The organism is Arthrobacter citreus (genome assembly GCF_038405225.1).
Classification (GTDB): Bacteria; Actinomycetota; Actinomycetes; order Actinomycetales; family Micrococcaceae; genus Arthrobacter_B; species Arthrobacter_B citreus_A.
Window position 1 is genome coordinate 1444064 of sequence record NZ_CP151657.1, and the last position, 13791, is coordinate 1457854.

Here is a 13791-nt window from a genome sequence, read left to right on the forward strand (position 1 = left end):
ACGGCGGTTCATCCCGCCGTCGTCACGCCGTGTTTCTGCGCCTAACCGGCAGGCACAAACCGGTAGCCCATGCCGTGTTCGGTGAGGAAGTGCACCGGAGCTCCCGGATCCGCCTCCAGCTTGCGCCGCAGCTGCCCCATGTAGAGGCGAAGATAGCCCGTGTCGGTGGTCCCGGGCCCCCACACGTCGTTGAGCAGGGACGGCTGGCTGATCAGCCGGCCGGGATACTGGACCAGTGCCTCCAGCAGCCGCCATTCGGTGGGGGTCAGGCGGATGGCCGAACCATCCGAAATCCGGGCCACCGTCTTCGCGGCCAAGTCCACCCTGACATCCCCAAAGACCACCTCGGACTGCTCCGGAGCTGCGGGAGCGCGGCGGGTCAGGGCCCGGATCCGGGCCATCAGTTCCTCGGTGGAGAAGGGCTTGGTGACGTAGTCGTCAGCACCCAGGTCCAGGGCGCGGACCTTGTCGGCAGAGTCGGTGCGGCCGGAAATCACCAGGATCGGCGCCCTGCTCCAGCCCCGCACCGCCTCAATGACCTCCATGCCGCTGAGCCGGGGCATTCCCAGGTCCAGGACAATCAGGTCGGGGTGCTCCTCCACTGCCTTACGGACCGCGGCGGCGCCGTCGGGAGCGGTGGCCACCTCATAACCGTAGGCGGAGAGGGTGATGCGGAGGGCACGGAGAATCTGGACGTCGTCGTCGGCAACAAGGATTTTCACCGCATACCGTGCCCGCTGGGCGGACCGGCAGGGTCCGGAACGTCAACAGCAGCGCCAACAGCAGCGCCCGGGACATCAGCCGGGGCGGGCGGGTTGAGGACGGGCGAATCCGCCGCAGGCAGGGACAGCACCATGGTTAGCCCGCCTCCGGGGGTGTCCTCGGTTTCCAGTGTTCCCATCATTCCTTCCATGAAGCCTTTCGCCAGGGCCAGGCCCAGGCCAAGACCGGTCAGGTTGTCGGTGTCCCCCAGCCGTTGGAAGGGCACAAATACGTCTTCCATGCGCTCCGGCGATATTCCCGGCCCACAGTCTATGACGCGCACTTCCACACGGCCGGCAAACGCGCTCGCCGCCAACACCACTTTGCTTCCGGAGGGGGTGAACCGGACAGCATTGGCCAACAGGTTGACCAGCACGCGCTGGAGCAGCACCGAATCGGCCAGCACCTGCGGCAGATCCGAGGGAATCTCCAGCTCCACTTCCGCCGGACCAAGGTTCAGCTCCTCCAAAGCCGGCAGCACCGCTTCGGCCGTGTCCAGCGGGGCGAGGCTGACGCCAAGCACCCCGGCCTGCAGCCGGCTGACGTCGAGCAGGCTGGTGACCAGGTCCGAGAGCGTCGCCAGGGATTCCTCGGCTGTGGCAAGGAGCTCCTCACGGTCCCGTTCACTCCACTGCACATCCGCTGCCCGCAGTCCGGTGACCGCTGCGGTGGCCGCGGTCAGGGGCCGGCGGAGGTCGTGCCCGACGGCGGCAAGCAGGGCGGTGCGGACTTTGTCCGCCGCGGCCAGCGACCCCAGTCCCTCGGCGGTTTGGGTGAGATCACCGAAGTCCAGAGCGGCTTCCAGCTGGGCGGTAATCACGGCCAGCAGCCTGCGGTCCGACGCCTCCAGATCCCGGCCGTACAGTTCCAGGACGGCACGTTCGCCCACCGGAAGCCGGATGGGGCCGCCGTCGTTGGCGTCAGCGGACGCACCGGGACCGGTTCCTGCGGCCGCGAGCTCGGCGCCGTCGACCAGCAGCCGGACCGACCGGAGACTGAACGCCTCCCGGGTTCGGTTGACCAGCGCCCCCAGGGCATCTTCTCCCCGCAGAACGCTTCCGGCCACGGAGGCCAGCAGCTCGGATTCTGCGGCGGCACGGCGGGCCGTGCGTGAGCGCCGCGCAGCGCGGTCCACCACGTAACTGACAAGCACCGCGTTGACGATGTACAGGGCCAGGGCCAGGACATGCTCCGGGGTGGCAACCGTGACCGTGTACAGGGGTTGGATAAAAAAGTAGTCCAGGGTGATGCCCGAAAGCAGCGCCGCAAAGACCGCCGGCCAGATGCCGCCGGCCAGGGCCACCACGATGACCAGCAGCTGGTAGCTCAGGACATCGCCGGTAATTGATGAAGGGGTACTCATGGCCACCAGCAGCCAGGTCAGCAGCGGACCTCCGGCCAGCGCCAGGGCAAGGCCCCACAGCCGCCGTCGAACCGTCAGCGCTCCGCCGAGCCGGGGCAGCACGGGACGGCCTCCGGCGGCGGGATGGTTGACGATGTGCACGTCGATGTCCCCGGATTCGCGCACCACGGTGGCGCCGATGCCGGGGCCGGTCAGCAGGGCCAAAATCCGCGGCCGGCGGCTGACCCCGATGACCAGCTGGGTGGCATTCACGCCGCGGGCGAACTCCACCAGGGCGTGCGGCACCTCGCCGCCCACCACCTGGTGGAACGTCCCGCCAAGCTTTTCCACCAGCACCCGCTGGGCCGCGAGCTCACCCGGATGGGTTTCCCGCAGCCCGTCCGGACTGGTCACATGCACGGCCAGCAGCTCGCCCCCGGCGGACCGGGCCGCAATCCGGGCTCCCCGGCGCAGCAGCGTCTGTCCCTCCGGTCCCCCGGTCAGCGCCACAACCACCCGTTCCCGCGCCTCCCATTTGTTCCGGATGCCGTTCTCCGCCCGGTAACGCTTCAGAGCGCTGTCCACCTCATCCGCCAGCCACAGCAGCGCCAGCTCGCGCAGGGCAGTGAGGTTGCCGAGACGGAAATAGTTGGACAGCGCCGCATCCACGCGGCCCGAGGGGTAGATGATGCCGGAGGACAGCCGGCCGCGAAGCAGCTGCGGAGCAATGTCCACCAGCTCCACCTGGTCCGCGGCGCGCAGCACCGAATCCGGCACCGTCTCGCGCTGCACGGTGCCGGTGATCTGCTCAATCACGTCGTTCAGCGACTCAATGTGCTGGATATTGACGGTGGACAGGACGTTGATTCCGGCGTCGAGCAGGGCTTGGACGTCCTGCCAGCGTTTGGCGTGTTCCAGGCCCGGGGCATTGCTGTGGGCGAGCTCGTCCACCAGCGCATAGTCCGGGCGCCGGGCCAGCACTGCGGCCAGATCCAGTTCCGACAGCAGCAGGCCGCGGTGGTTCACCGTCGCGGCAGGCACCGTTTCGAGTCCCTCGGCCATGGCGGCCGTGGCGGCGCGGCCGTGGGTTTCCACCACCGCCACCGCCACGTCCATGCCCTCGCCGGCCAGCCGCTTTCCCTCTTCCAGCATGGTGTACGTTTTGCCGACTCCGGGCGCGGCGCCCAGGAATACCCGGAGTTGTCCTCGTGTCATCTCCTAAGTGTCCAGCTCCGACAGCGAGATGTTCAGCTTCAACACGTTGACCCTGGACCCACCGACCACTCCTGCAGCCGGTTCCTCCACAGCGGCCTCGACCAGGGCCCGCACTTCCCCGGCCTCCAGACCGCGTTCGGCGGCCACCCGGTCCGCCTGCAGCCGTGCATATTCGGGACTGATGTGGGGATCCAAGCCCGACGACGACGCCGTCAGGGCGTCCGCCGGCACCTCGTCGGGGTTCACTCCCTCCAGATCGGCGACGGCGGTGCGGCGTTCCTCGATCAGGGCGGCCAGGTCCGGGTTGGTGGGTCCCAAGTTGGAGCCGCTGGATGCTCCGCCGTCATATCCGTCCCCCGCTGCCGAGGGCCGGGACTGGAACCACTGCGGCAGGGCGGCGCCGTTTTTGTCAGTGAAGGACTGGCCGATCAGTTCCGATCCCACCGTGGTGCCGTCCACGGTTACCGGGGATCCGTTGGCCTGGTGATTGGCTACCGCCTGTCCCATGCCGGTCACCACCAGCGGATAGACGAGACCCAGCGCCAGGGTGAGGATGGCGACGGCCCGAAGGGCCACTCCCAGCTGCCGGGCGGACGTGCGTGCGGTACTCATGATGCTCCCTGTGAATAAGTGATGATCGGTTTTGGGTCCGGACGTGCTGCGGGTACCTGTGCTGCGTGAACCTGCCGCATCAGAACCCCGGAATCAGGGACACGGCGAGGTCGATGAGCTTGATCCCGATGAAGGGAGCCACCACCCCGCCCACACCGAAGACCAGCAGGTTGCGGGTCAGGATCCCGGACGCATTCGCGGCGCGGTACTTCACGCCGCGCAGTGCCAGCGGAATCAGGGCGATGATCACCAGGGCGTTGAAAATCACCGCGGAGAGGATCGCCGAGGCCGGCGAGTGCAGGTTCATGACGTTCAGGACGGCCAGTCCCGGAAACACGCCCATGAACATGGCGGGAATGATCGCGAAGTACTTGGCCACGTCATTGGCGATCGAGAACGTGGTCAGTGCCCCGCGGGTGATCAGCAGCTGCTTACCGATCCGGACAATGTCGATCAGCTTGGTGGGGTCCGAGTCCAGGTCCACCATGTTGCCGGCCTCCTTGGCAGCCGACGTTCCGGTGTTCATGGCCACGCCGACGTCGGCCTGGGCCAGCGCCGGGGCATCGTTGGTGCCGTCCCCGGTCATGGCCACCAGCTGGCCCTTGGCCTGCTCGCTGCGGATCAGCGCCATCTTGTCCTCCGGGGTGGCTTCGGCCAGGAAGTCATCCACTCCGGCTTCCGCTGCAATCGCCTTGGCGGTGCGCGGGTTGTCTCCCGTGATCATGACGGTGCGGATGCCCATGGTGCGCAGCTGGGCAAAGCGTTCCCTCAGCCCGTCCTTGACCACGTCCTTCAGGTGCACGACGCCGAGTACCCGGGCGCTGCTGCCTGTTCCGCTGCCGTCGGCGTCACGGACCGCTACCACCAGCGGCGTGCCGCCGCCGGCAGAGATTTTGTCCACCTGGTACGCCAGGTCGGCGAGCACCTCAACGTCGATGCCGCCGGACTCCGCCACCCAGTCCATGACGGCCGAGCCGGCACCCTTGCGGATCTGTGTTCCGTCCGCGCTGTCCAGCCCGCTCATCCGGGTCTGGGCGGTGAAGGGAACGCTGACGGCGTCGGCGTCCTTCACATGGGCTGCGCCCATGCCGGCGGCCAGGTCTACGATCGACTTGCCCTCCGGCGTCGGGTCCTCGGCCGAGGACAGGACGGCGGCGCGGATGAGTTCGTCCCGGTCCGCTCCTGCGACCGGGATGAAGGCTGCGGCCTGCCGGTTGCCGTAGGTGATGGTGCCGGTTTTATCCAGCAACAGAGTTGTCACGTCGCCGGCCGCTTCGACGGCGCGGCCGGACATGGCCAGCACGTTGTGCTGGACCAGGCGGTCCATGCCGGCGATGCCGATGGCGGAGAGCAGGGCTCCAATGGTGGTCGGGATCAGGCACACCAGCAGGGCCACCAGCACCGGGATGCTGACCGCGGCGCCGTCGTACCCGGCGAGCGGGTTCAGTGTTACCACCACCACCAGGAAGATCAGCGACAGGGTGGCCAACAGGATGTCCAGGGCGATCTCGTTTGGCGTTTTCTGCCGGGCTGCCCCTTCCACGAGCCGGATCATCCGGTCTACAAACGTTTCCCCGGGCTTGCTGGTAATACGCACGACAATCCGGTCCGACAGCACCCGCGTGCCGCCGGTGACTGCCGACCGGTCGCCGCCGGATTCGCGGACCACGGGGGCGGATTCGCCCGTGATCGCGGACTCGTCGACGGACGCGATGCCGTCAATGATGTCGCCGTCGCCGGGGATGATGCCGCCCGCGGTGACCACAACGACGTCGTCGAGCACCAGATCGGCGGACGCAACCTCTTCGACCGGGGTCTGGGACGCTGACGGATCCCCGGCGGGATCGTAGCCGGACACCCGCTGGGCCGGAGTGGTGGTGCGGGTGGCTCGCAGCGACGCCGCCTGGGCCTTGCCGCGGCCCTCGGCCACGGATTCGGCCAGGTTGGCGAAGATGACGGTCAGCCACAGCCAAAGGGCTATGAGCCAGGTGAAGCTGCCGGGGACGGCGCTGCCGCCGGATGTTCCGGCGCTTCCTGAGAGGGATTCCGCCACAGCAATGACGGTAATCAGTGCGGCACCCACCTCCACGATGAACATGACGGGCGTGTGCCACATGCTGCGCGGGTCGAGCTTGCGCAGGGCGCCCGGAAACGCAGCGGCGAGCTGGGCGGCGGAGAATCCGCTGCCCGTTGCGGGCCGGGCACTGGTGCCGGACTCCGGGGTCTCCGCGTTACCGTTCCGTCCCGATCCGGGTCCCGGTTGATTGGTGCTGGAGTTTTTCGTCAAGGTGGTCATGGTCAGAGCAACCCTTCCGCCAGGGGACCCAGCGCGAGAACGGGAAAGAAGGTCAGGGCAGTCACGATGACCGTGACTCCGCACAGCATCACCACTGCCTGGGGCCGGTGCGTGGGCAGGGTTCCGGCGGAGACCGGAACCCGGTCTTGAGCCGCAAGCGAGCCGGCCAGTGCCAGGACAAAGAGCATCGGAAGGAACCGGCCCATCAGCATGGCCAGTCCCAGGGCGGTGTTCAACCATGGAGTGTTGGCGGTCAGGCCGGCAAAGGCCGAACCGTTGTTATTGGCCGCTGAGGTGAAGGCGTAGAGCACTTCGCTGAAGCCGTGCAGTCCGGGATTGAGGATTGAGGTGTCCTGCACATCCTCACGGATGCCGGGAACCGCAAAACTCAGCGCCGTGCCGGCAAGGACGAGGGTGGGCATGGTCAGCAGATACAGGCTGGCCAGCTTGATCTCGCGCGGTCCTATTTTTTTGCCCAGGTATTCCGGGGTCCGGCCAACCAGCAGCCCGGCAATGAAGGAGGTGACCAGGGCGAGGATCAGCATTCCGTAGAGACCGGAACCGACACCGCCCGGTGCCACTTCGCCGAGCATCATGTTCAGCATGGCCATCATCCCGCCGAGCGGGCTGAAGCTGTCATGCATGGAGTTCACGGCTCCGGTGGATGTGGCGGTGCTGGTGGTGCCGAACAGGGTTGATGCGGCAATACCGAAGCGCTGTTCCTTTCCTTCCAGCGAACCGGCGAACCCCGACGCTGCCGAGAATTCCAGGGCCGTCATGGCGGCGGCGGACACGGTGAAGATTCCGGCCATGGCTGCCAGGATCGCGTACCCCTGTTTGCGGTCGCCCATCATGGTGCCGAAGGTGCGGGGCAGGCTGAACGGGATGGCGAGCATCAGCACTATTTGGACCAGATTGGTCCAGGCCGAGGGATTCTCAAACGGATGGGAAGAGTTGGCGTTGAAAAAACCGCCTCCGTTGGTTCCCAGCAGCTTGATGGCCTCCTGTGAGGCCACCGGGCCGCCCGGAATACTCTGGGTTCCGCCGCTGAGCGTGGTGATGTCGGTGAAGCCGCTGACGTTCTGGATGACACCGCCCATCAGCAGCACCAGGGCACCCAGGAAGGCTCCCGGAAGGAGCAGCCGCACCACCGAGCGGGTCATATCGGTCCAGAAGTTACCGATGGTGGCTTCTTTGCGGGAGGCGAAGGCACGGACCAGGGCCACGGCGACAGCCAGGCCGACGGCGGCGGAGAGAAAGTTCTGCACCGCAAGCCCGGTCAGCTGGACCGCATACCCCATCGTCACTTCCGGCGAGTAGGACTGCCAATTGGTGTTGGCGACAAAGGACGCGGCGGTGTTGAAGGCCAGCCCCTCAGGCACCGGGGGCAGCCCCAGGGAACCGGGCAGCAGATGCTGGGTCCGCTGCAGTGCGTAGAGAAACAGCATGCCGACGGCGGAGAAAGCCAGGACGCTTCGCAGGTACGACTGCCAGGACTGCCGAGCACCGGCGTCGACCCCGATCAGGCGGTAGAAGCCGCGTTCCACAGCGAGGTTTTTGGAGGATGTGTAGAACCGGGCCATGTAGTCGCCCAGTGGCCGGTAGAGCGCCGCGAGCAGCAGTGCAACAAGCAGGAAGGAGGCCACTGCCGGCCAAACGCCCATTAGAACCGCTCCGGCCGGATCAGGGCCGCCAGCAAATATACTGCTGCGGCGGCGGCCAGGGCCAAGGACAGGAAGTCGAAGAAAATCACAGCTTCTCCACCGCCCGGATGCTCAGGGACAGGACGGCGAAAAATGCCGCGACGCCCAGCACAATAAAAAGGTCAAGCAAGGAAGGACCCCCAGGAATCGGATCGTCACGCCGTCACAACAGCCGGCATGGGCGCGTATGCGCCTTGACGATTAGATCCCCGGGCAAACGGGTCTTGGCGTTTCCTTACGGATTCCTCACGGCCGCGGGCACGACCATAACGGAAACTCAGCGCTGGGAGCGGAGTTTAATGCAGGGGCACGGCACCTTCCCGCCCGAGGCGGGAGCGGGGCATTCACGGCAGAAGCTCAACTGCTCAAAGAGAAGGTCCAGGAATTCCGGGACCGTTCCCATTTCCACCCTGTCTTCCTGCCGGGTCAGCAGGGGTGGGGTTGGATGCACCTGTTCCGCATCCAGTTCCTGCGTCCCCAGCGCATCCGCCAGCAGGCTCAGTATCTTGGCCTCGGTGCGGGGGCTCATGGTTCGGCGCTTGGAGATAAGGCAGTTTGACAGCCTCTCCGGTCCGGCTTCCTTTTCGAACCGCCGCATTGTTTGGCTCACCACCGCGTCGGCCGCATACAGCGGCGGCCCGTCAGTCCACACCACCTCAATGGTGGATGTGTCGTAGGCGGTGATCGCGGTGACCTGGAACAGGACGCCGCTAAAGTTACGGTCCAGGTCCGTGCGCAGGCGCTTTACCGCTTCCACGGCTGCCACACGGCTCATAAGGCATTCACCGCACCGTCAACCGGGCTTTTCCGGGACAGCTTCCACTGGTGAAGGAATTTGAGATGATTCGGCATTCTTTTCGCCAATCGTCGAGCGATGCCGGCCCGCAGGGAACCGACGCGGCAGATTAGCTGGAATCATAGGTGCGCGGTGATGCTTTTGCATGAATTTGACCGGTACCCTCACCCGTCCAGGTGAAGGTGAACAAGTGGTCCAGCCGGTTATCCACGGTGGGGTCATTGCGCTAATCCGTGACACCGCGAGGCCAACGCTGACAATTGGTCCGGCGGACAAAGAGTTTCCGGACGCAGGTATATCGCCCAATTGTGACGCTGTTTCGGCATTGGACACCGGCGGAGGCGGAACTTCCCCACTGGATGTAGGGTCACGTTCGTGAATACTTCTTCAGGCCAGGATTCCTTCGCGTTCACAGCGCCTCTGGCAAAACAGTTCGGGTTGTTTCTCGATGAGCACCGCGGATTTATCCACGACAGTCTCGAGGGCCTCACTGAGACAGAAGCCCGTGCACGCCTCGTTCCGTCCGGGACAACCCTGCTGGGCCTGGTCAAGCACGCCGCCTTCGTGGAGCAGGTGTGGTTCAACGAAGCCATCACCTGCCGTTCCCGGGAAGACATCGGGTGCCCCGCGGGTCCGGATGAGTCCTTTCAGCTAGCTGCGGCGGACACCATCGAGTCGGTGCAGGAAACGTACCGCCGGATCTGCGCGGAATCTCGTGCCGCATCGGCCCGGCTGGACCTGGAGGACGTGGTGGAGGGTAACCGCCGCGGGCCGCTGCCGATGCGCTGGATCTACCTTCATATGCTCCGCGAACTCGCTCAGCACTGCGGGCATGCCGATATTCTGCGGGAACAGACCCTGGCCCGCAGGTCCGTGGCTGGGGCTGCCTTGCCGGATGCCTCGGTCCTCCCGGCATGACGGCCTGCGGGTCAGCCCGGGTCCGGAGCCGGCCGCAGACGCTTCAGCACACCGGTCTGCTGCAGGAGTGAAAACCGGTCCGGAACGCCCCAGTGCTCGGTCACGCGGCCGTCAACAACGACGGCGACGTCAATGACCGTCAGCTCGACGTGTTTTCCGCTGGGAGGACCGAAAAACGGGCCGGTATTGGTGCCCTTGCCGGTGAAGCGGACCCACGCGGTGTTGCCCCGCGTTGCCCAGTCATCCATGTCATAGCTGAGGTCAGGCATGGCCTCGTGGACCTGTCGGATGGCTTCCTTCACGTGCGCCAGGGCGCCTGGCCCCCGGTCTTCCATGCCGAACTGGTGCTCCATCAGATCCGGTGAGAAGAGCTCGTCAACAATCCCTGTGTTACCGGTTGCAAAACCTTCAGAGAGGATTCGCTGCAGCACCTTGACGCTGTCCGGCAGCCCTTGTGTGTCCATGGTTTGTCCCTTTCCTAGTGGCCGGGCAGCACTGGCTGCGCTGCTTCGGCACACTAAGTGTGGCACCGGGCGGTGTGGCTGAACCGGCCGGCCAACAAGTTCAGGCAAACACAACAAAAAGGGAGGAGCCGGCGTCGTACTCACGACGTCGGCTCCTCCCTGTGCAACTGCCGGGGCTCCCCGGCAGTTGCCTTAGGCAGCGGGTGCTTTAGGCATCCACAACAATGGCGGTGATTGCCGGAGTGCGGTTGTAGAAGCGGCGCATCCAGTTGGCGGTGGCGCGTTCAATGACGGCCTCAGGGTCCTCATTGCGTCCGCCGCGGCCGCGTCCGGCCGCATCATTGATGGCCTTCTCCACGGCAGCTTCGGCCTTCTTGACGTCACCCGGGGTGCAGGCGAAGCCCTTGATGAAGAACTCCGGCGGCTCGGCAACGGTGTTGGTGTCAGGGTCGATGAGCGCCAGCACGGTGACGGAACCCTGCTCGGAGAGCTGCATGCGCTCCTTGAGGTCGTCCTCGGTGGTGTGGCCAACGCTGTCGCCGTCCACGAACACCAGACCCACGGGGATCTTGCCGGAAACGGAGGCACGGCCGCGGCGCAGGTCAACGGTCACGCCGTCTTCAGCGATCACGACGTCGCGCGGATCCATGCCGGTGGCGACGGCGATGGCCGCGTTGGCCCGCAGGTGGCGCCATTCGCCGTGGACCGGCATGACGTTGCGCGGCTTGACGATGTTGTAGCAGTAGGCCAGTTCGCCGGCGCTGGCGTGGCCGGAGACGTGCACCTTGGCGTTGCCCTTGTGGACAACGTTGGCGCCGAGCTGGGTCAGGGAGTTGATGACGCCGTAGATGGCGTTCTCGTTGCCCGGGATCAGCGAGCTGGCCAGCAGAACGGTGTCATTCTCCTGGATGCGGATCGGGTGGTCCTTGTTGGCCATGCGGGACAGCGCGGCCAGCGGCTCGCCCTGCGAACCGGTGCAGATCAGCACCACCTTGGGGTCATCGGAGCGCTGGAGCGCCTTGAAGTCCACCAGGATGCCCTTGGGGATGTTCAGGTAGCCCAGTTCCTCGGCGATGGTCATGTTCCGGATCATCGACCGGCCTACGAAGGCGACCTTGCGCTTGTAGCGGTCCGCAGCGTCGATGACCTGCTGGATGCGGTGGATGTGACTGGCGAAGCTGGAAACAATGATCCGGCGGGGCGCGGTGCGGAACACCGTGTCGATGGCGGGAGCAAGTTCCTTCTCCGATGCCATGAAACCCGGGACGTCGGCATTGGTGGAGTCCGTCAGGAACAGGTCCACGCCTTCGGCGCCGAGGCGGGCGAAACCGGCCAGGTCAGTGATGCGGCGGTCCAGCGGGAACTGGTCCATCTTGAAGTCACCGGTGTGCAGGACCATTCCGGCCTCGGTGCGGATGGCCACAGCAAGGCTGTCAGGAATGGAGTGGTTGACGGCCACGAATTCGAGGTCGAAACCGCCCATGGTGCGGCGGTCGCCTTCCTTGACCTGGATCAGCTTCGGGGTGATGCGGTGTTCCTTGAGCTTTGCTTCGACAAACGCGAGCGTCAGCTTGGAACCGATCAGGGGGATGTCCGCACGCTCGCGCAGCAGGTAGGGGATGCCGCCAATGTGGTCCTCGTGGCCGTGGGTCAGCACAACACCGACAACGTCCTGGAGGCGGTCACGGATGTAGGAGAAGTCAGGCAGGATGAGGTTGACGCCGGGGTGGATTTCCTCGGGGAAAAGTACGCCACAGTCAACGATCAGCAGCTTGCCGTCGAATTCGAAGACGGTCATGTTTCTGCCGATTTCGCCGATGCCGCCCAAGGCAACAATGCGCATGGTTCCTTTGGCGAGTTCCCGGGGGGCTTTTAGTGCGGCAGCTGTTCTATTCACGGATGAAGTTTCTTTCGTCGGGTACGGGTTTACTACGGGGGTGCTGCAGCGCTTCGCCGCGGCACCAGGAGGTCAATGGTCCGTTTTGGGGCCGACTCCCCCGGGCCCGCGCGCAGATACGCGCATCATGGGCCGAAGGGCTGCCGCCGCTTTGATCGCCGTTGGATGCAAAGCGGTGGGAGCCCGCACAGGCGGGGTCGCCCAAAACCTTTGGACTCTCTTATCTTCTCATTTTCTTCTGCTATTACCGCATCCGGGGTTTCAGGGCTTCCGTGCAACCTCCGCGTAGACGGCCAGCAGTCCCCGCTCCCGGGCCTGCAGATCGTCCAGGGGCAACCTCTTGAGCAGCTCCGAACTGAGTTCCGGACAGTCTGATGACTTCGATTCGGGCGTGCGCAGCGGATGTCGCGAAGGATCCGGCCACGGCCGAACTGCTGAAGCCCTGGTACCGCTGCATGATGGTGCTGCGCCTAAATTTTGCGGCTAGCGTCCCACCTTGCCGAAGAGGGACGCAATGGGGGCAAGGATCAGCGGGCGGGCCGCAAACCAGCCTCCGGCCATCACGAGCAGCGAAACAAAGAAGATCCAGAAGCCGAACCAGTTCACCGCATCCTGGCCGCCGTACATATGGTTCAGGTTCCGCAGGGCACCCGTTGAGAGAACCAGGGCAACGTGCACGATGATGAAGCCCACAAAGTAGAACATCACCGGCAGGTGGATGGCCCGGGCCACCTCGATGGGGAAGGCGCTGCTCAGCCGTTTGGCCTTCGCCGGCCACAGATCCGACATTCGCAATCCGCTGGCCGCCGCCAAAGGAGCCGCGATGAAGATTGTGGCGAAGTAGGCAAGCAGCTGCAGGCTGTTGTAGTTGACCCATCCGTTTTCAGTGGGCCAATCGAGTGAGAGGTACTGCAGGGCGGCCGAGAGGGCATTCGGGAAAACGTCCCAGCTCGTGGGGACAACCCGCATCCACTGGCCGGTGAAAGCGAGCAGCACCACAAAGAGCGCGCCGTTGACCAGCCACAGCAGATCCATGGACTGGTGCAGCCACAGCGTGATGCTGATCTTCTTCGGGCTTCTTCCCCAGCGCGGGGTCCAGGATGCCGGCGGCTTCCGCTGTGTCCGGACCTGCCACCCCGAGCGGATGATGAGGACCATGAAAAAGGCGTTGAAGAAGTGCTGCCAGCCCAGCCAGCCAGGCAGCCCCACCGGCGCATCCTGCGGCAGATGGCTTTCGCCCGGGTACTTGGAGATAAACTCCTGCACCGGCTCCTGGATGACGAGCCACCGGGCCGCCAGAACGACGGCTGCCAGCAGAACGAGGAGTATGCCGGCTGCCGCCACTCCGCGCAGCAGCCTGCTGCTGCCGATCGTTCCCCCACCGTTCGTTCGGCCGCTGTTCGTTCGGCCGCCGGACGTGCCGGGCCTTGCAGGAGCCTTCGAGGCCGTATTCGTGGGCGTGTTTACGGCAGCTTGTGCAGATGGTTGAACCGGCCTGCTTCCCGGAGTTTCAACCGGCCTGCTCCCCAGAGTCGTAGCCGGATTGCTTGCCGGAGTTCCACTGGGGCTGCTCGCCGGAGCCGAGGCCGTATGCGCAGGCGTGGCCGAAGCAGTCCCCTGCGCCGCCGCCGGACGCGGCATCCCTTGGCGCCGTTTGGGCGCCTGCGGCGTTGGCTCCGTTTTTTCAGTCGCCGGCACTTGCCCGGCTGGCTTGACTTGCCCGGCGGGCTTGACCTGCCCGGCTGGCTTGACCTGCCCGCCTGGCTTGACCTGCTCAGCCACCTTT

At 65.5% G+C, this 13791-nt stretch carries 11 protein-coding genes; 1 reads left to right on the forward strand and 10 read right to left on the reverse strand.

From position 1 onward, the window contains the following. Positions 1–41: 41 nt before the first annotated feature. From AAE021_RS06610 to AAE021_RS06640, 7 genes are all read right to left on the reverse strand, one after another. Complete coding sequence (locus tag AAE021_RS06610; protein ID WP_342024816.1) at positions 42–722, reverse strand: response regulator transcription factor; 681 nt, start codon at positions 720–722, stop codon at positions 42–44. Beyond that, positions 719–3319 carry a DUF4118 domain-containing protein gene (locus tag AAE021_RS06615; protein WP_342024817.1) on the reverse strand — a complete coding sequence of 867 codons (2601 nt, stop codon included), beginning with the start codon at positions 3317–3319 and terminating at the stop codon, positions 719–721. Before AAE021_RS06615 ends, AAE021_RS06610 begins: the two co-directional genes overlap by 4 nt. 3 nt (positions 3320–3322) lie before the next feature. Next, a complete protein-coding gene (gene kdpC, locus AAE021_RS06620) occupies positions 3323–3931 on the reverse strand; it encodes a potassium-transporting ATPase subunit KdpC (RefSeq protein WP_342024818.1) in 609 nt (202 codons plus the stop codon). A gap of 79 nt (positions 3932–4010) precedes the next feature. Then, positions 4011–6227, reverse strand: a complete 2217-nt coding sequence (gene kdpB, locus AAE021_RS06625) for a potassium-transporting ATPase subunit KdpB (protein ID WP_342024819.1) — start codon at positions 6225–6227, stop codon at positions 4011–4013. 2 nt (positions 6228–6229) lie between these two features. Then, on the reverse strand, positions 6230–7891 hold the full coding sequence (gene kdpA, locus AAE021_RS06630) for a potassium-transporting ATPase subunit KdpA (RefSeq protein ID WP_342024820.1): 1662 nt from the start codon (positions 7889–7891) through the stop codon (positions 6230–6232). After that, positions 7891–7980 (reverse strand): K(+)-transporting ATPase subunit F, encoded by a 90-nt coding sequence (gene kdpF / locus AAE021_RS06635; protein ID WP_342024821.1) that lies wholly within the window; start codon positions 7978–7980, stop codon positions 7891–7893. The genes kdpA and kdpF overlap by 1 nt, the downstream gene beginning before the upstream one ends. Before the next feature lie 227 nt (positions 7981–8207). Continuing rightward, positions 8208–8705: a hypothetical protein gene (locus AAE021_RS06640; protein WP_342024822.1), complete on the reverse strand. Its 498-nt coding sequence runs from the start codon at positions 8703–8705 to the stop codon at positions 8208–8210. A gap of 396 nt (positions 8706–9101) precedes the next feature. On the opposite strand from AAE021_RS06640, the gene AAE021_RS06645 reads away from it, so the two are divergent. Continuing rightward, positions 9102–9644: a DinB family protein gene (locus tag AAE021_RS06645; protein WP_342024823.1), complete on the forward strand. Its 543-nt coding sequence runs from the start codon at positions 9102–9104 to the stop codon at positions 9642–9644. An 11-nt stretch (positions 9645–9655) separates the two neighbouring features. Here AAE021_RS06645 and AAE021_RS06650 read toward each other — a convergent pair whose 3' ends face one another. From AAE021_RS06650 to AAE021_RS06660, 3 genes are all read right to left on the reverse strand, one after another. Beyond that, a complete protein-coding gene (locus AAE021_RS06650) occupies positions 9656–10108 on the reverse strand; it encodes an ester cyclase (protein ID WP_342024824.1) in 453 nt (150 codons plus the stop codon). Positions 10109–10316: 208 nt separating this feature from the next. Further along, entirely contained in the window at positions 10317–11951 is a 1635-nt protein-coding gene (locus AAE021_RS06655; protein WP_342025341.1) for a ribonuclease J, read from the reverse strand. A 537-nt stretch (positions 11952–12488) separates the two neighbouring features. Next, positions 12489–13349 (reverse strand): cytochrome b/b6 domain-containing protein, encoded by an 861-nt coding sequence (locus tag AAE021_RS06660; protein ID WP_342024825.1) that lies wholly within the window; start codon positions 13347–13349, stop codon positions 12489–12491. Positions 13350–13791: the final 442 nt, after the last annotated feature.